Origin of the sequence: Streptomyces sioyaensis (assembly GCF_004122735.1) — a bacterium.
In the GTDB taxonomy this organism is placed as follows: Bacteria; Actinomycetota; Actinomycetes; order Streptomycetales; family Streptomycetaceae; genus Streptomyces; species Streptomyces sioyaensis.
Map to the genome: position 1 here is coordinate 1 of NZ_SDIF01000009.1, position 25,679 is coordinate 25,679.

11 protein-coding genes are annotated in these 25,679 nt (G+C 67.4%); 4 read left to right on the forward strand and 7 right to left on the reverse strand.

Features of this window, described 5'->3' with window-relative positions:
• Positions 1-324 precede the first annotated feature (324 nt).
• The gene (locus EST54_RS05040; protein ID WP_129245451.1) at positions 325-2,376 is read left to right on the forward strand and encodes an APC family permease; all 2,052 of its coding nucleotides are present in this window, start codon (positions 325-327) and stop codon (positions 2,374-2,376) included.
• 154 nt (positions 2,377-2,530) lie between these two features.
• Entirely contained in the window at positions 2,531-3,859 is a 1,329-nt protein-coding gene (locus tag EST54_RS05045; protein WP_129245453.1) for a class I SAM-dependent RNA methyltransferase, read from the forward strand.
• Positions 3,860-4,466: 607 nt separating this feature from the next.
• Here EST54_RS05045 and EST54_RS35215 read toward each other — a convergent pair.
• The 7 genes from EST54_RS35215 to pglW form a co-directional block, all read right to left on the reverse strand.
• Positions 4,467-4,814: a nickel-dependent hydrogenase large subunit gene (locus tag EST54_RS35215; protein WP_167511482.1), complete on the reverse strand. Its 348-nt coding sequence runs from the start codon at positions 4,812-4,814 to the stop codon at positions 4,467-4,469.
• 664 nt (positions 4,815-5,478) lie between these two features.
• Entirely contained in the window at positions 5,479-7,611 is a 2,133-nt protein-coding gene (locus EST54_RS05055) for a DEAD/DEAH box helicase (RefSeq protein WP_174857393.1), read from the reverse strand.
• Positions 7,608-8,936: a BREX system ATP-binding protein BrxD gene (gene brxD, locus EST54_RS05060; protein ID WP_129245455.1), complete on the reverse strand. Its 1,329-nt coding sequence runs from the start codon at positions 8,934-8,936 to the stop codon at positions 7,608-7,610. Before brxD ends, EST54_RS05055 begins: the two co-directional genes overlap by 4 nt.
• Positions 8,933-11,695, reverse strand: a complete 2,763-nt coding sequence (gene pglZ / locus EST54_RS05065) for a BREX-2 system phosphatase PglZ (protein ID WP_244942440.1) — start codon at positions 11,693-11,695, stop codon at positions 8,933-8,935. The genes brxD and pglZ overlap by 4 nt, the downstream gene beginning before the upstream one ends.
• Before the next feature lie 11 nt (positions 11,696-11,706).
• The gene (locus EST54_RS05070) at positions 11,707-15,630 is read right to left on the reverse strand and encodes a PglY protein (protein ID WP_129245459.1); all 3,924 of its coding nucleotides are present in this window, start codon (positions 15,628-15,630) and stop codon (positions 11,707-11,709) included.
• Positions 15,623-19,348: a BREX-2 system adenine-specific DNA-methyltransferase PglX gene (gene pglX, locus EST54_RS05075; protein ID WP_129245460.1), complete on the reverse strand. Its 3,726-nt coding sequence runs from the start codon at positions 19,346-19,348 to the stop codon at positions 15,623-15,625. Before pglX ends, EST54_RS05070 begins: the two co-directional genes overlap by 8 nt.
• The gene (gene pglW, locus EST54_RS05080) at positions 19,345-23,778 is read right to left on the reverse strand and encodes a BREX system serine/threonine kinase PglW (RefSeq protein WP_129245462.1); all 4,434 of its coding nucleotides are present in this window, start codon (positions 23,776-23,778) and stop codon (positions 19,345-19,347) included. Before pglW ends, pglX begins: the two co-directional genes overlap by 4 nt.
• Positions 23,779-24,075: 297 nt before the next feature.
• Between pglW and EST54_RS05085 the strand changes: the two genes are divergently transcribed.
• Together EST54_RS05085 and EST54_RS05090 are read left to right on the forward strand one after the other, a co-directional pair.
• Positions 24,076-25,047 carry a hypothetical protein gene (locus tag EST54_RS05085; RefSeq protein ID WP_129245464.1) on the forward strand — a complete coding sequence of 324 codons (972 nt, stop codon included), beginning with the start codon at positions 24,076-24,078 and terminating at the stop codon, positions 25,045-25,047.
• 31 nt (positions 25,048-25,078) lie between these two features.
• On the forward strand, positions 25,079-25,621 hold the full coding sequence (locus tag EST54_RS05090; protein WP_244942441.1) for a hypothetical protein: 543 nt from the start codon (positions 25,079-25,081) through the stop codon (positions 25,619-25,621).
• Positions 25,622-25,679: the final 58 nt, after the last annotated feature.

Here is a 25,679-nt window from a genome sequence, read left to right on the forward strand (position 1 = left end):
CCCGGCCCCCTTTCGGCCCGCCGGCCGCCGCCCGCTGCCCGCCCGCCGCGGGATCTCACCGTGACCCCCGCATCGCGCCCCGTCACCGGCGCGATCACTCCGTGACGCCCCCCGCCGTTCCTGTGACGGGCACCGATGGTGCGTGACGAACGCCACAGGCCGCACCGCCGCGTTGGCGCCGTGCGCGCGACGTGCGGATCCTGTGCGAGAACTGGTCCGCGGGGCGCCCCTCAGCAGGCCGGATGCGCCCCGCCCGGCGCGCTGCGCACGTCGGTGCGGGGAGCGGGTGGGCGCGGACCTTGACGAAGGCTTAGCATCCTCTGCGTGTCCAAACTGACCGACGTGCCCAAACGGATCTTGATCGGGCGCGCACTGCGCAGCGACAGGCTCGGGGAGACCCTCCTTCCCAAGCGCATCGCACTCCCCGTCTTCGCCTCCGACCCGCTCTCCTCGGTGGCCTATGCGCCCGGCGAGGTGCTCCTCGTCCTGTCCGTCGCGGGTGTGTCTGCGTACAGCTTCAGCCCGTGGATCGCGGTCGCGGTCGTGGTGCTGATGTTCACCGTCGTCGCGTCGTACCGGCAGAACGTGCACGCCTACCCGAGCGGCGGCGGCGACTACGAGGTCGCCACCACCAACCTCGGCCCCAGGGCGGGACTCACGGTCGCCAGCGCACTGCTCGTCGACTACGTGCTGACCGTCGCGGTCTCCATCGCCTCCGGTATCGAGAACCTGGGCTCCGCGATCCCGTTCGTCGTCGAGCACAAGACGCTCTGCGCGATCGCCGTCATCGTGCTGCTGACGCTGATGAACCTGCGGGGCGTCAAGGAGTCGGGCAAGCTCTTCGCGATCCCGACGTACGTCTTCGTGGCCGGCGTCTTCATCATGATCGCCTGGGGCGTCATCCGTGCCGTGGGCATGGGCGACACGATGAAGGCCCCCACCGCCGACTACACCATCCACGCCGAACAGGGCGGCCTGGCCGGCTTCGCCCTGATCTTCCTGATGCTGCGCGCCTTCTCCTCCGGATGTGCCGCGCTCACCGGTGTCGAGGCCATCTCCAACGGCGTGCCGGCCTTCCGCAAGCCGAAGTCCAAGAACGCCGCGACCACCCTGGCCCTCATGGGCGGGCTGGCCGTCACCATGTTCTGCGGCATCATCGCCCTGGCCATGGCCACCAACGTCAGGATGGCCGAGAACCCGGCCACCGACCTGCTCCTTCACGGCAAGCCGCTCGGCTCCGGCTACACCCAGAACCCGGTCATCTCGCAGGTGGCCGAGGCGGTCTTCGGCAAGGGCAGCTTCCTCTTCGTCATCCTCGCCGCCGCCACCGCACTGGTGCTCTTCCTCGCCGCCAACACCGCCTACAACGGCTTCCCGCTGCTCGGCTCGATCCTCGCCCAGGACCGCTATCTGCCGCGCCAGCTGCACACCCGCGGCGACCGGCTGGCGTTCTCCAACGGCATCGTCCTGCTGGCCGGCGCCGCCGCGGTCCTCGTCTACCTCTACGGCGCGGACTCCACCCGGCTCATCCAGCTCTACATCGTCGGCGTCTTCGTCTCCTTCACGCTCAGCCAGACCGGCATGGTCCGTCACTGGAACCGCCATCTGCTGACCGAGACCGACCCGGCCAAGCGCCGCCGGATGCACCGCTCGCGCGCCATCAACGCCTTCGGCGCCTTCTTCACGGGCCTGGTCCTCGTCGTCGTCCTCCTGACGAAGTTCACCCACGGCGCCTGGGTCGCGCTGCTCGGCATGTTCATCTTCTTTGTGACGATGTCCGCGATCCGCCGCCACTACGACCGGGTCGCCGACGAGATCGCCGCCGAGGAAACCCCCGACGACGACGTGGTCCGCCCCTCCCGGGTGCACTCCCTCGTCCTGGTCTCCAAGGTGCACAAGCCCACCCTGCGCGCCCTGAACTACGCCAAGCTGATGCGCTCCGACAGCCTCGAAGCGGTCAGCGTGGACGTCGACCAGGCCGACACCAAGGCCCTGCGCGAGGAGTGGGAGCGCCGCGGCATCGAGGTCCCGCTGAAGGTCCTGGCCTCGCCCTACCGCGAGATCACGCGCCCCATCATCGACTACGTCAAGTCCCTGCGCCGGGAGAGCCCGCGCGACGCCGTCTCCGTCTACATCCCCGAGTACGTCGTCGGCCACTGGTACGAACACCTCCTCCACAACCAGTCCGCCCTCCGCCTCAAGGGCCGCCTCCTGTTCACCCCGGGCGTCATGGTCACCTCCGTGCCCTGGCAGCTGGACTCCTCCGAGGCCGCCAAGCTGCGCGCCCGCAAGCGCGCGGACTGGAACGCTCCGGGTGCCGTCCGCCGCGGTCCGGTCACCCAGCCGAAGAAGGACAAGGCGGCCACCAAGAAGTAGCGGCCGCCCGGACCGGCGTCACGGCGCCGGTCCGGCCGGCACGGTGGCCACGACGGGGCGCGGGCCCGGGGCACCACATGCCGGGCCGTAGACTTGACGGTCGGCGTCCCGCCGTACCGCCCCGGCACCACCCCACCTCAGGAGCCCTCCCGCCATGCAGGCAGAACCGAAGAAGTCGCTGGTCGGCGAGGAGTACGAGGTCGAGGTCGGCCCGGTCGCACACGGCGGCCACTGCATCGCCCGCACCGACGAGGGCCAGGTCCTCTTCGTACGCCACGCCCTCCCCGGCGAACGCGTCATCGCGCGCGTCACCGACGGCGAAGAGGGCGCCCGCTTCCTGCGCGCCGACGCCGTCTCGGTCCTCGACGCGTCCAAGGACAGGGTCGAGGCCCCCTGCCCCTTCTCCGGCCCCGGCCGCTGCGGCGGCTGCGACTGGCAGCATGCCAAGCCGGGTGCCCAGCGACGTCTCAAGGGCGACGTGGTGGCCGAACAGCTGATGCGGCTGGCCGGGCTGACCCCCGAGGCGGCCGGCTGGGACGGCACCGTCGAGCCGGCCCCCGGCGACAAGGTCGCCAAGGGCGAGGTACCGGCCTGGCGCACCCGCGTCCAGTACGCCGTCGACGCCGACGGCCACGCGGGCCTGCGCAAGCACCGCTCGCACGACATCGAGCCGATCACCCACTGCATGATCGCCGCCCCCGGCGTCTCGGAACTCGGCATCGAGAAGCGCGACTGGCCCCAGATCGCCACCGTCGAGGCCATCGCCGCCACCGGCTCCCACGACCGCCAGGTCATCCTCACCCCCCGCCCCGGCGGCCGCCTCCCGATCGTCGAACTCGACAAGCCGGTCTCGGTCATGAGGGTCGGGGAGAAGGACGGCGGCGTACACCGCGTCCACGGCCGCCCCTTCGTCCGCGAACGCGCCGCCGGCCGCACCTGGCGGGTCGGCAACGGCGGCTTCTGGCAGGTCCACCCGAAGGCCGCCGACCTCCTCGTCGAGGCCGTCATGCAGGGCCTGATGCCCAAGAAGGGCGACATGGCCCTCGACCTGTACTGCGGTGTCGGCCTCTTCGCCGGTGCCCTCGCCGAACGCGTCGGCGACAAGGGCGCGGTCCTCGGCATCGAATCCGGCAAGCGCGCCGTCGAGGACGCCCGCCACAACCTCGCCGACCTCGACCGCGTACGCATCGAACACGGCAAGGTCGAATCGATCCTGCCCCGCACCGGCATCACCGACGTCGACCTCGTCGTCCTCGACCCACCCCGCGCCGGCGCCGGCAAACAAACCGTCACCCACCTCGCCTCCCTCACCCCCCGCCGCATCGCCTACGTAGCCTGCGACCCGGCCGCCCTCGCCCGCGACCTCAAGTACTTCGCGGAGGCGGGGTATGCGCCGCGGCGGATGCGGGCGTTTGATTTGTTTCCGGTTACGCATCATGTGGAGTGCGTTGTGGTGCTGGAGAAGGCGGGTAAGGGCGTCTGAGCTGCGGCTTTTCTCGTGCGCGTTATGTGCGGTGGGCGTGGCGGGCGGTATCTTGACGCATATTCGACGCCCGCGAAGCACGTACTGACGGGGCGTCACTTGGTCGATCACGCAGGCCACGTGAGGCGGGCGAGGCAGTTCCCGAGCCCTGTCCTTACGGAAACTTGGCGAATATCAGTCGAATTTCGTCATCGCTGATTACGGTGCCAGACACGCTACGGTTTCGCGGTCTGGCGGGTCCGGGAGTCCGATAGGGAGTGCGCTCAACAGGTCGGTCCGTGGGGGCTCCAGCCGTGCATGCACGGCTGGAGGTCCTCGGCGCGGGGCTCGGGGATTTCCGGGAGCAACGGTGAACCGTCGAGCGGATTCAGGCGTTTCACGCGGCTCTCGGCCCACGCGATCCAAGCCTCGGCTTCGTCCCTGGCCGGCCCGGGCGGCCGACTCTCTGCATCAAGTCGGAGCGCGCCGACGTACTCGACGAGGCTCGCTGCGCGCCTCCACGCCACATGTTGCGCCGCGAGGTGGCGGACGCGGTATGCCTCTGCGTATTCGGTCGTGGCCTGCCGCTTAGCGGCTTCCCACCGCAAGCGCTTCTGTTGTGCATCCTTCAGGTCAGCCAGCGCTTGCGTTCGGCTGCCTGTCCGCGCAAGCCGACCTCCTGCACGATCTCGGCAAGCTGGTCCTCAAGACGGCGTGCCGCCGTGTCGGCCCACTCGCCAGGCCGGTGCGACACCCCACCGCTGACACAGATTCTCAAGCGGTCAGCTGGGGAGTAGTCGTAGCGAGGGGTCTTGACCCAGGAGTACTTCTCGGCGTCTGCAAGTTCCTTGCTCGTGGGGACGTGCTCGATCCGGTTCTGTTCCTGCAGGACGAGGAATTCGCATCTTCTGCCCCTGCGCGGCGATGATGAAGTGAGGTGGGCCGCCTCGCCGACGATGCGGTGGCTGTGCCGCATTCGCTGTGCCGATTGCGGCGGTGTGCCCCGCCCTTTGTGTTGCGAGGAGCAGGGCGTGGATGAGCCGGAAAGCCCGGTTCTGCACGGACTTGGTCAGCCCCATGGGCCGAGGAAGACCCTGCAGGGCTTTGACGACTGGATGCGGTTTTGCGAGCCCTGAGGGCACAGGAGTGGGTGACAGCGTGGCCAGCGCCAGGCGGGTGTGTCGACCAGCCGGATCTCGTAGCCGTCACGGCACCAGCCGCCGTGCAGCTCTTTGGCCTTCGGGATCTTTGCTGATCTCCGGGCAGCGGCGACGCGGATCGGCCACTTCTCGGTCTCTCGGCCGCTGGCTTCCCGTTTTACGATCCGGCCGCCATCCTCGGCGAGTTCTTCCAGGAGCTGCTCCGTGACGGTCTTCTTCCTCTTGCGAGGACCGGAGTTGCGGCTCGGTAGAGGTGTTGGCGTGGCTACCGGCTCGCTGGAGACGGTCCGGTTGCGGGCGGCGGTCCTGTCGGCCCCGCCCGTCTTCGATCGGTGGCGTGCTGCCGAGAGCTCGTCCGGCGAGTCTGTGATGGCTGGAACTCTATGGGGAGTCAAGCGCCGCCTCGTCCTCGTCCAGATCTTCCCCAACGCCGACGCCCTCGAACGCCTCACCACCGGTGCTGTCCTACCAAGGGGCCGCTCAATCGCCAGGGGACACGAACCTCGAGGCTTCTTTAAGTGCAGCCGATGCGCCATCGAGATCCGCGAGACGCGCGGCGAGTGTCGCCTCCGCAAGCCGCTGAGGGAGCGCGGCGCTGAACTTGAGCCCATGGATGGCGCGAGTGTCAACGGCGGGGAGGCAGAGCTGACCAATTGCCGCCGCCTTGGCTCGATTCCACTCGTCCAGAGTCAAGTCTTCGCGGAGCCGGATGTAGGTGTCTGTAGGGCGCTGGAGAGGGTCGGCAATGCCCGAAAGCGTGGCAGCCAGGGTGACGTTGGCCCGATAGCCGGCCCAGGTCCACCAGCGCACGTTCGTGTCCCGACCCCCGCGGGTAACAATTGTCCCGGCAGCGTGCACCGACTCCGCACTGTTGTCGCGAGCCTGAGCGAGGGCGGCTTCAGCCCGGCGGGTCAAAGCGACTGGCGGATCGGTGCCGAGCAGGACCTCCCGAGCGGAGCGGGTCAGCTCGTACGAGGCGGAACGGCCGGAGCCGACCCCGCCCCACCGCGCCTTGCCGCCGCCCTCGACCGGCTCGACGAAGCACCGCCGCCGGGACCAGTCGATGTAGGTCACCTGCCAGCTCCGTCCGGCGAGGAGCAGTCGCCTAGGTCCGACAACTTCCTCCGTCAGCAGTGCGGGGTTGGTGGTGCCGATCTCGCTGCGGCCCGCCAGCACAGTGAACTCCGGTGCGGCAGTGAAGACCGCGGTGAGATCGATGAAGTGCCGGTAACCGAAGCGGCGTTCGGCCTCAGGGCCGATGAACAGTATTCCGCCGTCCCGCTCCAGGAACCCCTCGTCGATCAGATGGCGCACGATGGGTTCGGCGGAGGGACCGAAGGGGCCGAGTCCGCCCCACCACTCCTGCCAGAGCCGGTCTCCGACCCGGTGTTCCTGCAGGCAGAGAGCCAGCACCTGCTGGGCGACGATGTGCCGGGGTTCCGGTGGGGCCACTACGGGCTCGACCCAGCCACGTGACCACAGCAGAAGCAGGGCTGCTGCGCCGAGCAGACCGTCCTCGTTGGTGGCAAGGAACAGACAATTGCGAGTGGAACCCGGGCGCCGGCCGGTACGACCGAGCCGCTGGAGGAAGGAGGCCACGGTGCTGGGTGCGTCAATCTGGATGACGCGATCCAAGTCGCCCACGTCGATGCCGAGTTCCAGTGTGCTGGTGGAGACGATCACACAGTCTCGTGCATCGGCGAATGCCTCTTCCGCCCGCCTCCGCTCATCCATTGAGAGAGACGCATGCGAGAGGAATGTGGTCACACCCTTGGCCCGCAGGCTCTCGCCGAGCATCTCGACCTGCCGACGCGATTCGCAGAACACCAGCCTCTTCTCGCCGCGATGCAGGGAGGTGATCACCGTCGCCGCATTCTCCAGGCATCCCACATAGTCGAGCTGGATTTCGCCGGGGGGTGGCAGGACCGGATTCTCCTCGCGCAGATGCGGGGCAACAACGTAAGCCGTGCGTTTGTCGCGCCCCGAGCCCTGCAACCAGGTGAGCAGCTGTTCAGGATTGCCCACCGTCGCGGAGAGCCCGACCCGCTGTACTGACCGACCGACGACTCGTTCGAGCCGCTCGAGCACGGTCAGCAGATGCCAGCCCCGGTCGTCACCGGCGAAGGCATGCACCTCGTCGACGACAATGGTCCGCAGCCCGGAGAAAAAGGCCCGATGGTCGACATTGGCGCTGACCAGCATCGCCTCCAGCGATTCTGGCGTAGTCAGCAGGATGTCCGGCCGATCCCGCAGGATCCGCTTGCGTCGTGGCTGCGAGACGTCCCCGTGCCACAGTGCCGCGGTCCGGCCCAGCCATGAGGAGTAAGTCTCCAGACGGGCCAGGAGGTTGTTGAGCAGCGCCTTGAGCGGGCATACGTAGAGGACTGAGGTCCCTGTCCAGTTCTCCGCGGCCATCCTGGACAGCAGAGGGAAGGACGCCGCTTCGGTCTTGCCGCCCGCCGTCGGTGCGAGAAGTACTGCATCCGCACCGTCCAGCAGCGGTTCGATTGCCTCTTCTTGGAGCGGACGAAGACCAGACCACCCCAGGGTGTTGACGATGTGGTGTACGACCCCGGGGTGCAGCCGGTCCAGCGGTTCGGGTGCACCTGTCACGGCAGCTCCAGCTCGATCTCGTCGGCGCTGTCCGCCGCGGCGTTGCGCTCGACTTCGCTCAGCTCGTCGCTGCTGACGGTCAGCGCGTAGTGCTTGCGCGGGTCGAAGTCGTCAAACTCGTCCACCCGGTCCAATACGTCTGCGACGAGTTTGCGCAGGAAGAGCCTCGGTGCGATGCCGGCCCGCCCGCCGAGCCTTCCCGTCATGGCAGTGGCCAACTCCGCCACGTACGTATCGTCGACAAGGGCAGCGATACGCTCAGGGTTCCGGGCCGATCCCGCATACAAGTCGCGTACGGCACGACCCAGTTCGCCCAGCCGAGGGAGATTGAAACCGGTAAGTCGCAGCTGAACTGCCCGCGGTGAGTCGAAGCGCGGATCGGTGGAGAAGTCGGTTGCCAGCCGCTGGGCCAGTGGAGGCAGGCGTTGAACCCCCTGCTGTCCCTCGTAGAAGGCAGGTGTGCCAGTGATGACCAGGAAGAGCCCGGGAAAGCGGCCCGCGTCGATTTCATCAAGGAGCTGTCGTAGGGCGTTGAGCCCCTTCTCGCGCACGTCTCCCCGCACTCGTTGCAAGGTCTCGATCTCATCGAGGACCAGCAGGAGTCCGGGATGCCCGCAGTCCTTCAGGACCGTGAGCAGCCCCTGAAGGAAGCCCAGTGCCGCGAAGTGGTCGAGATCTCCACGCACCCCCGCAGTACGGCGCGCGGAGGCGGCGACCGACTTCTGGCCGCCTAGCCAGGCGATGACGGCTTCGGCGGTGGCCGCGTCCCCATCGAGCGTGGCTTTGCGATAGCCGCGCAGGGCGGCGGAGAAGGCGGGAGTGGTCTGGGCGACGCCACGGAGCCGCTCCTCAAGCAGCGCTTCGACCGCAGACTCCAACGCCTCACTGTCTTCAGCGAGTTCGGGTTGCGCCTCGGTAACCTCCTCTTCGAGGGTGTAGAACCAACCATCGATCACCGAGCGCAGGGCGCTGGCAGGTTCGGTCGCAGTGGTCAGCCGCTCGGTGAGCCGTCGGTAGACGGTCTCCAGCTTGTGCAGTGGTGTCTCCGTCTCCGAGATCTGAATCTCGGCGGTGGCGAGCCCCGCCCGCTTCGCACGTTCGGCGAGCCAACGGGCGAAGAAGGTCTTGCCGGACCCGTACTCGCCGCGAATGGCATGGAAGGCCGCACTGCCCGTCGCGATCGTGGCGATCCGCTCGTCCAGCGCGGGCGCGAAACGGTCCAGCCCGACAGCGAAGAGGTCGAGACCCGACTGTGGCACGGTCCCGCGCCGCAGCGCGTCGATGACCTCGCGGCGGCGGGCCGCGCTGACGGATGCGCCGCTCATGCGTTCTCCCTGGGCAGTTCGAACTGCTCGCGCAGTGTGTCGCGGTTGAGCCGGACCCGGGTCCGGGAGTCGATCAGGCTGATGACTTCGTAGCCTTCGATGTTCAGAAGCCGGGTCAGTACCGTGACGAAGCCTTCCGGGCGGGTGTTGGTGCGGCCCCCCGAAGCGACGGCGGCACCAGCGACTGCTGCGAGTGAGAGTGTGCCGCCCGATGCGTCGAGTGCGTCGATGACAGCTGCCACCACCTTGCGGTCGGGGACCCTGCGCACGAACTTCCCCTGATGTTCGTACAGCTTGGTGTCCACGACCTGACGGCCGAGCGTGACCAGGGCCGGCGGCTCGATGCGTGCGGACCTGGTCAGGGGCGTTTCGACCGCGTCGTCGGCGAAGAGCTCACCCTCCTGCGGCCGTGCCTTCGGCTTGGCGGGGGGTGCCTTCCGTGCGGGCTTCGTGGTGCTTTGGGTCTTTAGCGGTGCCGGGGCGATTTGCGCCTCCCACCATGGTGGCTGGACTGACTCTCGCGGTAGCTCGGCCCATCCGTCGGGTGCGAGGTCGATCGACGGAGTCAGGACCAGTACCGGCACCGTCATCTCGGCGAGTGCGGCGCCACCGTGGTAGCCGGCCTTACGCGGGGTGTAGCGGACCTCCTCCGACCAGGGGGCAATGATCCGACCGCCGTTCTCCAGCACGCGGGGGCCTGCAAGCGCGGTCTCTCCCTCACCGGCAACCGTCCCCGTACGCCAGCGGGCCGACTCCACACCCTCGGCCGTCACTGGCCCTGCGTCCTTCCTCGTCCGGTCCAGTACATGTCCGTGATCGGATACCAGTACTACTGGACGCCCCTGCCCCCGCGCGGAGTTGAGGAGTTCGGCGAGGTGTTTCACCCGGTTCACCGACCAGTCGGCCAGCGAGCTTTGCTGCCCATGGTCGAGGCATTCGTCTATGGTGTTCAGCACGACACCGACCACGGCATCCGATGCGACAGCCTCGACCAGCCGCTGGTCGAGCAACTGTCCCGCAGGACCGGCGATCTCGCTCGGGTGGAAGAGAGCGGCCGCACGCCGGTGCTGCTTCCAAAAATCGACGAATCCCTCCTTCTCCACACTCTGCCCGCCCGATACCGGGCGTCCGCACAGCAAGGTGGCCCGACTGACGACAGTCACCGACGGGATCATGGCGACCGCAGCCGCCCGCCGCCCGTCACCGGACAGCTCGCTCCACCGGCCCGCACCGGTCAGCTCTTCACCGAGCTGCGCCGCGACCGCGCTGCTCATCCCGTCCAGTACGAGGACCAGCGGCGGGCGCTTCGCCGCCAGCTTCACGGCGATCTTCTCCAGTACCTCCTCGATGAGCAGCGTCCCACCGGGCTGCGCCGTACTGGCGTGCTGCGCCCACGGCCCCAGCTCGGCCGCGAAGGCTTCGTCCAGCGTCGCTCGTCGTCGCCGCGCCGCGTCGTGCACAGTCCGGTACGCATGAACCAGAACGGGCTCGGCGTCGGCGTCTCCCACGCACAGATGTGTCAGCGCTCGGTCCACCCACCCCCAGTCGGCGACGTGTGCGTGCACGGCCTGGTCGACCGAGGACACGACCGGCTCCGGCGCGTCCAGCCAGTGCTTCAGCCGTACGGCCATGCGCGCCAGCTCGATCCGCTGCGCATAGAGAACAGCGGCAAGGTGATGCTCTTGTACGTGTTCCCAGGCCGTCTGCGCTGCTTGGGGCTCTCCGGCCAGAGCCTCGGCCAGCCGACGCAGCCGAGCCTCGAAACCTGAGGGGAGGAAAGGATTGTCGGCGAGCGCAGCGGAGAGATGGGCCTCCCTGGCCAGTTGATCGGCCTGGCGCACTACGTCGAGAACCCGCTGCCGTGCCTCCTCGCTCTGCGCCCCCCGCCCCGTCGTCTCACCGATCCATCGGGTGAGCGTGCCCTCAACAGCCCGTGCATAGGCGCGCAGTTCGGGCGGGCGTGAACCCATGCCGAAGACGGAGCCCAGAGCGACGGCCGCATCGGCCGATGCCGCGTCCCCGTTCATGACGGAAGCCAGCACACCCAGCGCAGTGGCCTCGGGCCCGCAGCCGCTGAGCGCGAGTCGCAGTAGCACTGGGGCAGCCTCGCCCGCGTTCTGCGCCAGCCACTCGGCGATGCCCTGCTGTTCGGCTTCTGGCAACGCCGCGAAACGCTGTGGGCCGCCGGGAGCACGGGACCAGGCCAGCAGCGCGTCGACATCCACCGATGCCTCGCCCTCGATGATGCCCTCGAGCCCGAGCCGCACCCCGACAAGGGCGCGCATTGCCGCGTCCAGGGTGAGCACGGCCCCACGCTGGGGCCAGCCGCCGTCCGGCTCGGCGGTGATCAGTGCGCTGGGCAACCAGAGCCATGGGTCGCGCCGCATACGAGGGTCGAGGTCGGCGGCTCCGAAGAGCTGCTTGACGATGTCGGCCTCGTCGACGGCGATGATCTGCGAGCGCACCATCTCGCCCACCAGGTCGAGACTGATCCGATCACCGGACACATCGGTGGTGACCACCAGCAGGTCCGAACCCTCGGTACCCAGATGAGCCTGCCAGGCGTCGGTGATGCCGAGCACCGAAGTGGTGTGCACGACCCGGACCTTGCGGCGTTCACTTTCGCCGACCGGCACGGTGAACTCCTGTGGCCCGCCTACCACGTACTTACCGTGGACCAGCACCAGCCGTCGACCCTTGGTATGGGCCAGCCGTGTGGTCAGAAGTCCGGTGATGACCCGCTGGTCGAGTTCGGGCACCGTGGCTCCCATCAGGCCTCGCCGCCGTGCGCCGGCACGTCATCGCCCTGGTCGGCGTGGGGTACCCGCCACTGGATTTCGATCTCGGCACCGGGGTGTGCGGCCGCGTAGTCGCGGATCTCGTCCTGTATCGCGTTGAGGGCCTGACTGAGCGCGGTCTCCAGCGCACTCGTGGACCCCGTCGAGACCCGACGCGTACGGCGAGGGGCAACCGGAGCGACCGGGGTACTGGGCGTCGGCTTCGGCTGTTCGAAAACCTCGACGTCCTCGTCGCTCGTCTTGGCAGGGGGGGAAACCACCACCGGCTCCACGGGCGGGGGCGGCGTGGGCACGACGGGCGGGGGCGGCGTGGGCGTGACGGGCGCCACGACGCTGCGGCGCGCCGCCTCGTTGATCATCGACACGGCCTGACTGCGCGCACTGCGCAGCACCGGGGCGAGCTCGCTGTCGAACTCGTCGGCTGCCGCTGTCTTCGCGATTTCGTCGAGGAGCAGCCTGGACCGGTCAGCGAGATCGTCTCCGCGCTCGGTGTACTGCCGAAGACTCTCGATGAGGTCCCAGTCGGTGCTCTCCAGAGCATCCAGCACGCGCTGCGCCGAGGACATGGTTTTGGCCAGTACGACATCAGTGCTCGCATACGTGGCCGCGGCAAGGTCACGGGTAAGCGGAGTCGGCTCCGGGTTCTGCTTGATCCGAGCCAGCAGGTCGGCCGCGTCGCGCACCGACTGCTCGCGTGCGCTGAGGGCCTCGCCACTGAAACCGAGTGCGGTCCTGAACTGGGACAGTGCCCGCCGCACCCCGCTGACAGCGGCCTCTCGCTCCGCCGCTTTCGCGTGAACGTCCGTGGCAAGTGCGTTGACGTTCCGGGCGAACAGCATCTGCGGGACACTCGTGCCGAACAGTGCCGCGGCCCGGGTGTGGGCTGCCGTGAACTCGTCCTCGCTGGGTCGCTCCTGGGCCCGCAGTGCCCAGCCGGGGCCGATCTGGTCCAGCGCGGGGGCCTCTTCCGCCTGCCCGTTGTAGATCCAGGAGCGGTCCGACAGCAGTGCGTACGTGGCGATCACCAGGTTGGAGACCAGCTTGTCGAGGCCCGTCCAGCCGAGCTCGGCGATCCAGATGCGGATGTCCTCGACCGAGAAGTCGCCCTTGGCTCCGTGCTTGCCCGCCTGCTGGTCGATGTGCCGGCGCCAGTCCGTGGAGACGTTCAGAGGTCCGTCGTGCACCTCACCCAACTCCAGCGCATGCACGATCCGCGCCACGTCCGTGATGTCACCGCCGTCGACCACGGCCCGGCGTGAACCATCGTCCATGGCCCTGGCGATCCAGCCGTATGCCTTCTTGAACTTCGCGGCAGTGACCGGCTTGCGGCTCTCCTGACGGTCGAAGTTCGGGTGCTTGGGGTACAGCGTGTCCAGCAACCCGTCGGCGAGCTTCAGCAGGTTGTACTCGAAGAGGCCGCCGCCCTGGAGCTGCGGAGTGTGCCCGGCGTACAACGAGTGGACGTGCTTGCCCTCGGTCACCTGGGCGCCGAGGTCGGTCTCGTTGGCCTTGGCGATTCCATACGCCTGGTGCAGTACCTGGCCCAGCTGCGAGACGAGCGTCTCGCGCTGCGCCTCCAACTGATGCCTGACCCGCACCTGGTCATCGGACGACAGGTGGGTCGCGAAGTCCTTCAAACGGTCCCTGCCAAGCAGGTAGTTGACCTTCAGGAGCCGGCCGAGCTGGGTGCCTCGCTGGGCCGAGAGGAAGGACGGCAGCCAGACGATGGTCGCCGCATCAGGCTTCTCCCGCTGCAGGCGAAAGACCCGGTTCTCGTCCGCGCTGGGCTGGCCGTCTTCGCTTTCGTCGAAGGGGTAGTCGATGATGAACCGGATCCGGTCCGGCGAGGACGGCTCGAACTGCGCGTCGGGCAGGACCTGGGGATCGCTCACATTCTCGAAGACGAACTCGGCAATGCGTCGCGTGCCGTGCCAGACGATCTCGCGATCGGCGACGAAGCCACCGTTGTCGACGACGCCCAGCTCTCGCCACAGCCATTCCTGCACCCACCGCTTGCGGGCGCCGTGCGTGTCCTTCTCGCCGACACTGTCCAGGATCGGTTCCACGTCCAGATCGGACAGATGCAGCGTGAAGACCGGGTCCGCGTCGTTGCCGTCACTGCGCAGCTCACCGGGGAACTCCGCCTGAAGCTCCTGCATCCGCTTGACCACGATCCGGTCCTCCTGCCCGGTGCGGGAGCGGATCGATCCGTGGTTCAGGGCGGCGAGGCGTGGCCCGGTGAGGCGAGTGAGAGCAGGCACCTCGGGCGCGAGGTAGGCGAGCAGCATCGTCTTGATGAAGCGGTCGTCGGCCTTGTACTTGGCGTTATCCGCCGAACCGTACTTCTGGAGGAGGTGATCCTTGACCTTGCCGTGGAAGCGAGTTGCCGCGTCGGCCTCGCTGCGCAGCCGGTCGGTGAACGCCTCGCCCATTCCCTCGGCCAGAACGTCCCACAGGTCACCCAGCGGGATCAGCTCACCGACCTTCATGTCCTCACGCCGCTTGTAGAGCATCTGCTGGAGCAGCTTGAGACCGGTGCGCTCGCGCTGGAGCGCACCGGAGAGCGCGACCAGGACGTTAAGAAGGACGGGCGAAACCGGGTACAGCGCCTTGAAGTCGGCCCAGTCCGCGTGGGTGGCACCGTTGGCGTCGAGCAGCACGTCCCGCACCGACTGATTGGAGGTCTCGACCCGGGCGAAGGCGGCTTCGAGCGCGGCCCTGGCGGCGTCGTCCTTCGGCTTGAGGACCCGCTCCTTGATGATCTCCGGGAGGTTGCGGTCCTCCAGGTTGATCGGGTCGATGCGGCCCGCCAGGTACTTGACCTGCTGTTCCAGGTTCTTGGCATCGGCGCCGACCGCATCCGAGCCGATCAGCTCGGAGAGGTCACGCTGGCGGGAGATGAACGAGATGACCGGCAGCGCACGGTCCCCCGTACCTGACTCGATCAGCTTGACGAGCTTGTTCACCTCGTCATTGACGAAGGTCCGCTCACGCAGATGCGCCTGGAGCCAGAGAATCAGCTCGTCGAGGAAGAGAATCAGCCCGTCGTAGCCGAGGGACTTGGCATGCTGGCTGATGATGTCGAGGCCGTTTTCCAGCGGCAGGAAGGCGTTCTTCGCACCGATCGCACTCAGCGAGTACGAGGAGTACGGGCCGGAAATCAGCGCGGACGCGAGCCAGTTGCGAACCTTCTCGCCGGGTGCGGCGGCGAAGGCCTCGTCGAGGAGCGCCGGCGTCCAGACCTCCGGTGCCTCCTTGACATCGAGGTTCACCAGGTCGCCCTCGTCATCGGTGTCCTCCTGCGGGGCGGTGCTCAAGTCCTTCGGCAGCGAGGGATTGCCGAGCCAGCGGACGAACTCCGCGTCATCGGAGAAGAACTCCCGCTGGCGGCGCGCGTCTTCGAACATAGCGTCCGCCCGGTAGACCGGCGGCACGGGTGCGTCCGCGTGCAAGCGCTGCACTGTGCGGACGTATCCGCCGAGGATCGCGGAATCCAGGTCGGTCGCACCGACGAGGTGGAACGGGACCATCAGGAACTTCCGGTCCCGCAGCCACGCGTCATGGTCGGCAATGATCGGCTGGAGCGTCGGCTTGGTGCGGGCGGCCGGGTTGTTGGAGAGGATCGCGTGGAGCACGGTCATGAAGTGGCTCTTACCGGAGCCGAACGATCCGTGCAGGTACGCGGCGTCGGACGACCCCGCCCGTACGGACGCCTCAACGATCTTGAGCGCCCTGCGGAGGGACTGCTCCAGCTGCGGGGTGACCACGTACTCGCGTACGCGGTCGGCGGTCGCGTCGAAGCCACCGGAGAGCTCGACCTTGAACGACCCGGCGAGTACGGACTCGGGCAGGTCGAGTACGTCCCGGAGGTAGAGGTCGCCGTTGCCGCTACTCATCGTCTTCCGCCGCCTTCTTCTTGGCCGTCTTTGTCGTTGCTGTTGTCTTGCGTGCCCGGGTCTTCTTCGCCGGACGCCATTCGGTGAGTGCCGCCGGGGTGAGCTGTTCGCGAGCCAACTCGCCGTCCAGGAAGCTCTGGAACTCCTCGGCGGCGGACTCCTCGCCCCACTCGTCGTCCACTTCGCCGAACCACTGCCGCAGCCACGGCATCAGTTCGTTGATCCCGGCGAGCAGTGGTACGAGCTGCTCGCCTGACCAGTCCTGCTGCTTGCGGCGCTCGCTGACGATGTTCAGCAGAGCGGTGGCCTGGTCACGCTGGTCCCAGCCGGCCCAGCCGAGGAGGAGGGTCGGATCGGAGCCGGGACTCGCGTCCGGGTAGGAGACGAACCGCTCCTTGGGCACGTCCAGCTTCCCGCGGTTCGACCAGTAGGACTGCTTCACGAAGTCCGCGGAGGTGTACTTCGGCGGTACGGGGATGTTTAGCCGTTCGCCGGTCCGGTCCTCCTCGCGCTGCTGCTCCCAGACGTCCTCCCACTGCGCGCGCTTGCGCAGGCCGGTGTCCTTGTAGCGGTACGCGGCGAGGTACGGGACGTGCTCGGCGTCGATCACGTCCTGAACGACATGGGTGAGGGAGAGGTTCGGCTTGCCGAGGTGGGTGGCGTAGAGGGAAGCGGTGTTGAGGATCGCCTTGGCGTCTGGTTGGTTCTCGAGCTCGTCAGTGAGCTGGCCGACGGTGAGGGTGCGGGGCTGCTCGAAGTCGTTGAGGACGTGGAACCAGAGGGATTTGTCCTCGCACCGGTCGAGTAACCAGGTACGAAGTGCGGCCTTCTCGCGCTTCTCCCAAGGGTCGGTGGCCCAGCGCCGCTTGCACTCGGGGCGCTCGATGAGGGCGATGTCGCGGCGGGAGGTGATGGTGTCGATGCGGGCCTGGACGATGTCCTGGTACCAGTTGGGCCAGTGGGCGGGGATCTCGGTGACGGGGGTGGAGCCGTGCCGGTCGAACCAGGCGGTCTCGATCTCCCCGGCGGCCTGCTTGCGCGCGAGCACGATCTCGAACGCCCGCTCCCCGAGATTCACTTGGGGGATGGTCGTGGGTGCGGGGGAGGGGGCGGTGAGGCGAGCCTTCTCTGCGTCGGTGAGCAGCCCGTAGGAGTGATAGACCTCCCAGTCCAGCTCCTCCTGGAGCGCGATCATGCGCTGGCGGGTACGGGTCCAGGCGTCTCGAGCGGAGTCGAGGCGGGCCCGGGTGGGCGGCTCGATGGCGGTGCAGACGGTGGAGGGCTCTTGGGCGGCGAGTTCCTGGGCGAGGGCGTCGAGTGTGCGGCCGAGGGGAAGGGGGAGTTGGGTGGGGAGGGGGAATTCCTGAAGTTTGGTTCCAGTGAACTCGAACCGGTGCTCCCACAGCTCGTCTGAGATGCCACCACCGATGCCGCCGTTGCCTTTGGATTGGCTGACCTGCTTGAGCCAGAAGCAGGCTGTCGACGAGTTGAGTACTCCGAGGAGCATCAAGTGCTCGTCTTCGCTTGACTCATCCGGCAGCTTGATTGCTGGCCCGGTTCGGTTGAAGACTTTTCCGCCGCGATCCAGCGTGAAATGGTTGTGGGTTGCGACGAAGGGGAATCCCACTGAAAGAGGTGATCGATAACGCCTAGCGAAGAACATGCTGTGGTCGAACCAGCGCAACCCGCGCTCCTCGGGTGTCTCGCCGAAATCTAGGCGCCCGCGCAAAGCTGTTCGGTTCGGCCATAGATAGCGATATTCGTGCAGTTCCAGCTCTCGCGGATCACCATGCTCGTCATAGGGGAAGAGTGCCCAGTTCGGTGTTTTCACGATGAAGTCCCGAATGTCCTCACCTGCGATCACGGGGACACTGCCGTTTCTCAATCCACGCGTTCTAGTTGCCTGTTGTGGAAGGTAGAAGGCGAGATCTAGCCCAGTATGCGTGGTCCGGCCTACTGTCGATACTTTTGAATTGCATCTTGAAGGTTGGCTCTCCAGGGAAGCCAACAATTCGGCAGACCCGCCTCCGCTCAAACTCCACGGAAATTGAGCTAGATCGGCTCGGGGTAGGTCGGTAACGCCCACCCAGTCTGATTCGGTGCCTGGAGTGTTGACTTGTTTGGTAATCGCGGTCCACACAAGGCCCTCGGCGGCTTCCTCGGGCTGCGTCGGCTCACCCCGTACACCCAGCACCGCCCGAATGGGCTCGTCTGGGCGCGGTACGTAATTCCGCCCCGCCAGAATAGCCGTCGGTGTCCCATGTCCAGGTATATAAGCCCCCGACGTATCGATGACGTGCGTCAAGTGGACCTTCAATCGGAAGAAGTCTTCGATCAACTTCTTGCCGAACTCGCGTTTCATGAATGAGTTCGCGGTGATCTGCCCTACGTAACCCGCGTCCCGATTCGATCCTGAAGTTCGCACCGCTAGCTGGAAAAGTCGCTCAGCGAATGGCACCGACAACGCGTACTTTCCTGAGCAGGACTCGTAAACCCGGTAGTTGAGGTTCTCCTGCTTGTCTTTGACTGTGATGTACGGTGGATTTCCCACGACAACGTGATACGTGTCGCGCGTCATTAGGTCGCAACGTTCTGCGTATTCACCGATGTCCTCGGGACGGTAGAAGAAGTTTTCGAGGTTTTCCCCAGACAGGGAGAACATGGTCTCCGACTCCCGCTTCGGCGCACCGCGTCCGTGGATCAGAGAGTCGCCTACCACTACGTTGATCGGAAACCCAGGCGCAGTATCAAACCGCCCCGCATCCGCCGCCTTCAGCGCAGCGATCAATAGTCGGAACCGAGCGATCGACACTGCGAAGGGGTTCTTGTCGCAGCCGTGCACTGCGTTCAAGGCCCTCCGGATCAGTGTCCACTCGTCCGCGCTCTTGTCCTCGTTCCGCCACTTCGCCAGTAGCCGCTCGAAGAGTCCCAGCAGGAAGTGACCCGAACCACATGCTGGATCGATCGTCCGCAAACCCGCTGGGAGTTCTCGATAGACTCCGTGCTCGCGAATCTTGACGACCGGCTCCAGGCCAAACTCCTCAACCGCCGGCTCCAGCGTCAGGTCGAGGATGAACTCCTCCACGAACGCTGGGGTCTGGAGCAGCGCGTATGTCTTCCGAGCGTGCTCGCTCAAGTCCTGGTACAGGTCGCCCAGGAAGCGCGTGTCCAAGTCGCTGTCCACGAATGAGTGGATGAGCTCACCGTCGGAATCAACCCGCCGCCAGAACTTCAGAAGCGCCGTCGCCGCCTCGTACGAAGGAGCGATCTCCCATAAGGGATTGTGTCCACGGTCGAAGAGCCCGGCCACCGTCGGGTTGGTTCCCGCCAGGTGGTCGAACGCCGCAACGATCCAGTCGCGGTCGTTCTTCTCCGGGTTCGCCGCGAAGAATGCCGCATCGTGGTCCTCCGCGTCCTTCAGACGCTCACCGACACCCGCCAGCCACGCGCGCTCGATCAACCCGTTGTCCTCGCAGAAGCGTACGAAGACGCAACCGAGCACCCATGCCGCTGCGACCTGAGTGACCCGCTCGTCCCGCCACGACTCGTACGTCGCCGCTGTACGGTCCGCCGCGTATGCCCGCGTGTACTCGTCCGTGAGCCGGTCTCGGTACTCCTCCACCGACTCGCTCCGCGCCCGCAGGTCGTCCTCCAGGAGCGTGACCTGCTTGCGGAGGTCTCTCAGTAAGCCGTCCTGCCCACCATTGCGCGCGCTCACAGTGCCAAACCCTCTCGATGTGCAGCCAAGTTCTTGAGGAAGTCCTCGGTCAGTACCACGCGTTCCGCGTCGCCACCGGTTACCTCCACCGTGAGCCCGTCCAACTGCGGTCCCCCCTGCGGGTTGTGCGACGGCGCGAGCAGCCACAGCCCGTGCGGTCGCCCACCAGGCTTGCGGGCCTCGCGTTGCAGCTCCACCAACAGTTCGTGTCCGCCCGCCTCGTAGTAGTGGGAGAGCAGGCCCGCGGTGTGAAGGAACAACACCGCCTCGGGCTCCCGAGAGGCTGCTCCCAGCCGCGCCGCGACCCTCGGCCATACCCGGACCACGAACGACCGCAACCCACCCGGAAGTTCACTGCTCCTTGTGTACCGGGTGTCCGCAGCCAGCACCTTCGACCAGTCCGTGCCGTGTTCGGCCGCCAGCGCCCGGAACTCCTCCAGGAAGACCCTCGCCAAGTTCACCGGAATCACCGGGAACGCCTCCGCGACCGCTTCTGCAACCGAGCCGGCCTCGCCCCGCAGCCGCTTGACGTGCACGTTCAGGGCGAGAAAGCCGCCCTCCCGTATCGCGGAGTTGAGCTTCGCCGCGAGCAGCGCCGATGGCTCGCGCCCCCCGGCGGCGCCAGCCACCAGTGCGCGAGAGGCCCTGGTCACCGTGCCCGTCGAGGTGGGCCAGCTGCTGCTGCCCACCGCTGACACCGGCGCCGGAGGCTTAAAGCGCGCCTCGGCCGTCTCGTACGTCAGCGGGAACCCGGCCTTGTTCAGCGCGTCCTCGACCTCGACGTACGTGGGCCTGCCCATCGCCATCTCGGGGAAGCGCGAGCGCAGACGAGAGAGCAGTCCCTCCAGGCTGATGCCTACCTCGCGCCGCACGCCGGCCGCGGCTTGGGAGATCTGCAGGGCACGCCAGAGCTCCAGCGTGCGTGGGTACAGCTCCAGCCGGGGGGAGGCGGCGGCACCCAACGACGTTGCCGCAGCCAGCGTGACCAGTCGGGCGTCCGGCAGCGGGTTCATGCCTTCAGGTGTGCGCACCGCCCGTAGGTCGCGGAGTGCACCGGACCGGTCCGGCAGGGGATCGGCGGTGGCGATCTTCTCCGCCGCTTCGCCCAGCTCTATCGCGTAGGCAGCGAGTTCATCGGACGTCGGGTCGTCGGAGCCGTCCAGCGACTCCAGGGCCACGATCAGCCGGCCCCGCCGCCGCATCTGCGCGAGCCGCGGTTCATGGTCCTCGTCGCGTCCGGTGAGGAGTGTCTCGGCGGCAACAGCAGCTCGTACGACCGCGAGCGCGGCGGCCTCCTTGCCCTCCGTGGATTCGCTCTCGGAGCCGTGGCTCGCGGCCAGAACCCGGGACAGTTCCCTGGCGGTCATCACGCGGCCCGCGTCCCGGACGGCGTCTACTAATTCACCGCGCAGGACGTTCATCCACCCCGCGTCGGCCCACTCCGTGATCGCCGCGCTGAGGTGCTTCGAGACGGTGAACTCGGAGACCTTCACCGTCTCCGCGACCTGGCGGTTGGTGGGCCAGGAACCCAACTCAGCCTCGCCGTCTAGCCCGAGCCAGGCCGCGACGACCTGCGGCCGCTTGTTGTCTTTGCGGCCCGGTGGCACCGGGTTGAGGAGCGCGGCCAAGTGCTCCACGTCCTGCCTGGCTTCGTGCTCGGCCCCGAGCTTGTCGTCCGCCGCCACAGGCACCACGGGCCGTACTGGAGCAGGGGCGGCCTTGGGCATCTTGGGACGCAGCGCAGCCGTCCACTGACGGTGCCGCCGGTTGAGCTCCTTCTTGACCACCGCGCCGATACCGCGCTTGCCGCGGAAGCGAGGCGAGGGGACGTCCAGCAGCTCGCCGACCGTTACCGCGCCAAGCTCCTCGGCCACCGCAGCCGCTCGCTCGGTGAGCCCCGCGTCCCTCAACGTCGTGTCGAGCTTCGCCTTCTCCGAGTACAGGTCCCGGATTTCGTCGTCGGAGAGGCCCTCGTGTCGGCCCGCGCCGCCCAGCAGCGAGACCGGGTCCGAGGCAGGCGGTGGCTGGGTGCGGTCGGCCTCGACAAATATGGATCGCCAAGCGTCCCGCATCTGCCGCAGTGACTCGAACCGGCGGTTCGCTTCACGGTGCAGCGCCCGCTCGAAGAACTCCTCGAGTCCTGGCCTCAGGACGGCCACGAAGGCATCCGTGGCGAGGACGGGGAGGTCGTCCTTGAGGGCCGTCTGGGGGTCGTCCGTGCCGTTGCCCCACATGGGGCGCTCGGCGGCAGCCATCTCATGCAGGACGACCGCGGCGGCGTACCGCTCCGCGTAGTCGTCGTAGATGGGGCGCCGGGCATCCCCGAGGAAGGGATCGAGATAGCCACGCGTGCCGGCCTTGATGTCACGGTCGGAGACATTGGCCAGGGAGAAGTCGAAGAGCATCAACTGCTGCTCACCGTCGTCCCGGACCTTGATCCCGAGGTTGTCGGGCTTGAGGTCGCGGTGACGCAGGCTCCTGGCCGCAAGGTCGTCGAGGGCGGTGAACAGGTCCTCGCCGAATGATGCCAATTCCTCGTAGCCCAGCTGCCCGTAGCTGGCCAGCCGTTGACCGAGCGTCTCAGGACCGGCGTACTCCAAGGCGAGGACGGTCCGGCCGCCGATTGTGCGCGGGCCTTCGTGCAGCTTGATGATGCGGCCACTGCTGATCTGCTGGAGGGCCGCCGCCTCCGAGGCCAGGCGCTCGTTCTTCTCCGCGTCCAGCGCGACCTTGAGGACCCGCTCCTCCTCCACACGGCGGCCGCGCTCGTCTTCCGTGACACGCGTTACGTACAGCGCCCGGGCTGTCGCACCCGAACCGAGCACCCGCTCGACGGTCCAGTCCCCGTCGACAGCCTGGCCGGGGGTGGCGGTGAGCGGGTCGGCCTCCAGGGCGACCGCCTGTGCGGCGCTGGCCTGCTCGGCATCGTCGAGCTGCCTGAGAAAGGCGTCGGCGGAGTCGAGACGATCGTCCACGGACGCGCGGGTCGCGGCGTACACCAGCTCGTCGAGACCGGCATCCATGGCGTCGCTGACCGCGTACAGGTGCAGTCCACCGTCGGCGGCGAGTCGCGCCTTCAGGGCGGTACGGGTCTCGGCAGGCGGCATTCCGGTCAGGATGTGGTGCGCCACGGCTCCGAGACCGAAGACATCGAGATCCACCGGGTCCGGATAGTCGGCGTCGGTCTCGGGCGCGAGGTAGCACTGGGCGGCGTCCTCGATGTGCTCTCCGGTGAAGGAACTCTCGCCGAGCGAGCGCAGTGAGGTGGTGTCGAAATCGCGGGCCGATGCCTGCCAGTCGATGATCCGCAGGACGGGGTCGTTACCGTTCTCGCGGGCGCTGACGTACACCGAACGGGCCGCGAGTGCGCGGTGGTAGAGCGAGCGGCGGTGGGCGTAGCGGACGGCCTCAGCGAGCTGGCGCACCATGTCGCGGCGTACGGCTTCGGAAAGTTTCGGGCCGTGCACAGCAAGGTAGTTGTCCAGCCGCAGGTCGCTCTCCCGGTGGCGGAAGAGGATCGCGGGGCCGCCCTGGTGCTGGCGGAAGGCGACGGCCTGGGAGATGCCGCGGTGGGCGATGCCCTGGAGCACCTGGTACTCGCGCTCGGCGGCGCGGGTGGCGGAGCGACGCCTCTCTTCGCTCGCCTGCTGCTCCACGAGATAGACCCGGACCCGGCCCTCCTCGTGGATCACCTCCTTGCGCTTGGCGAGCCGGTCCTCCCAGGTGGGTCCCGCGTCCAACGGGCGGGAGGAGAGCCTCCAGCCGTCACCGAAGTCGAGGTGGGCGGTCGATGCCCGCACCCCGATCTTCTTCATCAGCTCGGGCAGGTGCCGTGCGAAGACGTCTTCCTTGATCCGCCAGCTCTCTCGCTCCGGCGGCAGGTTGAGGAAGTCGTCCCAGATGCCCGGGAGGCCGCTCTGGGCGCCGTCACGCCCGTACACATGAGTCCGCTGCACCGTGTCCAACTCGCTCTGGAGCAGCGGGTCGGACAGGAACACGAGCGGGTCGATTCGGGGAACGCGCATGCTTGGGTAGAGCTCGCGGGCCGCCTCCTGGAGGCGGGCCTTCAGCTCTTTGGACTTGAGATCGGTGAGGTGCAGGGGGTTGCGGATCGTACGGACCCGGCGGTCGGGGGCGTGGAAGCTCCAGGTGTCCCCGCTGTTGACGACGCGGCCGGGATGCCCCTTCAACTCGACCAGATAGAGGCCACGGGGTGTGGCGATGAACAGGTCGCACTCGTTGATGCGGCCGCTCATGGCGGTGAAGGAGAACGTTGCCCAGGCATAGTGCGGAGCCGTCACCGGCATCCGCTGCTTGATGTAGTCGAGGGCCGCCTGCTCCCAGGGAAAGGGGGACGGCCGGGTCTGGTACCAGCGCTTCGGCTGGTGCTGGCCGGGCTTGGGGGGCGCCTGACCTCCTGCTGCCGCCACCGCCGTTCACCGCACCTTTCCGCCACCGGACTCGCCTGTCGCCGACGTGGTCCGTGTCGGTGTTGACGGTATGGGGCGAATCGCGACTTTTTGTTATCGTCAGACTGCTGATCTGGACATCTTGCCAGGTGGGAGGCGGTGTTGCAGGAGGCGTGGGGAATTCCGGCGAGGGCCGTGGGAAGAAGGCGAGTGCGGTCGTCGCTATCAAGCCATTCCGTGAACGCTGTGCCGCATGCCACAGCGAATCCACTTACGATCATGTAAGAACGCGGGAGCCTGAGGGCGGGGGAGGCGGGCGTGGCCCGGACGGTACGCAAGCGAACGGTTTTCTTCTTCGAGGTCGTGGAGGCCAAGCGCGGTCAGCCGCGTATGGAGCACCAGGACTGGCGGAGCTTCCTCGACGGGGTCGCGGCCTCGGAGCCGTACGAGTGCGTGGTCCGCAGCGCGGACGATCAGCTGGTCGGGGTGATCGACTCAGCTGTCCCTGTTGATCATTTGCAACTCGCCAAGATCACCGGTGAGGTGCCGCACCAGCTTGACCGGAGCAACGGAACGATTGAGGCACTTCAGGTCGCGGCAGGCAAGGAGGTCGTCCATGTGACGACGATCTGCTTCCTTCCGTACGCCAACATCATCGGGGTCCTACCTGGAGGCTTCTCGGCGCCGCGGGTGAGTGCCATCACCAAGTGGCTGAACGGCGTTGGTCTGCCGTGGGGTGAGGTGGTGCTCAAGCCGGTCATCCACGCGCGCGCTCGAGAGAAGCTCAACCGCATCGAGGCGGTCACCGAGTTCACCGTGCAGTTGGAGGGGGCTCCGGCGGACACCGTCAGTGCCTTGAGCGCCCACGGCGGCCTTGCTGATTCACTGCGGAGTTTCGGTCAACGGCACCCGGACACTTCCATCACACTCTCGCTGAAGGTTCCCCAGCGTGGCAGCAGGCTCTCCGCGATGCGCAGGAATCGGGCCGCGACCGAACTGCGTACCGACGTACTCCAGTTCATGCCAGATCTGGACGAATGGGTGGACGAGTCCGGGGTGATCCGGTCCGTGACCGGCAGGGTCGCAGTCCGGGACCCGCACCGTCAGTCCCTTGAGTACGAGCCGCTCGACTTCCTCGCCCACCGCATCACGGCCCAGTGCGATGTCCCGCTCGCTTTCACCGACGGACGGTCGGTCGATCTGCGGTACGCCGTAGACGAGATCTTTGCGGCGGCCTGTACGCATGAGCAGGCGCTACAGGAAGCATGTCAGTATCGGCCGCTAGCCTGAGCAGCAGTTCAGGGCTGAGGTTGGGGGCGACGTGCTGAATTGGCTGTGGCGGCGCTGGGTGGGTCGACCAGTGGTGGACCTGGTGATCGCAGGCGCAGTGGTCGGTCTGCACATGGCGACTGTACGGATCACGGGCGCGGGCGATGTGCTGGGATGGCCCGACAGAGAGCAGAGGATCGCGGTCTATACGACGACGGCGACCGTCGTCGCGATCATCGGCAGCTTCATCACTGCGGCCGTGACCCTGTACGCCGCGGCCACAGGTCCCCGCATGCGGGTGTTGCGCACGCACCCTCAAAAGGGGCCGGAATTCCGGCGGAATTGGATGAGCATTCTCAGCGCGACACTGGTGGTTTCCGGGCTGTGCCTCCTCGCTGTAGTCCTCGACACCACGGAGCACGATCCGCGCGGAGTGCACTGGCTGGCGGAGGGCGCGGTAGCCCTGGGGGTAGCGCGCGCGGTGCGGCTGATGTGGCTGTTCGGCAAGGTCATCATCGGCAATGACCTCGACCTCGGTGACACCCGGGATCCGGCGTCGCAGCCCCCGGTGCCGGTGCGGCAGCCGGGGGCGTGAACGGGACTCGGGGTCAGCTGACGGCCTGGTCTCGGTGTGTGGTGTGTGGAGCAGGATC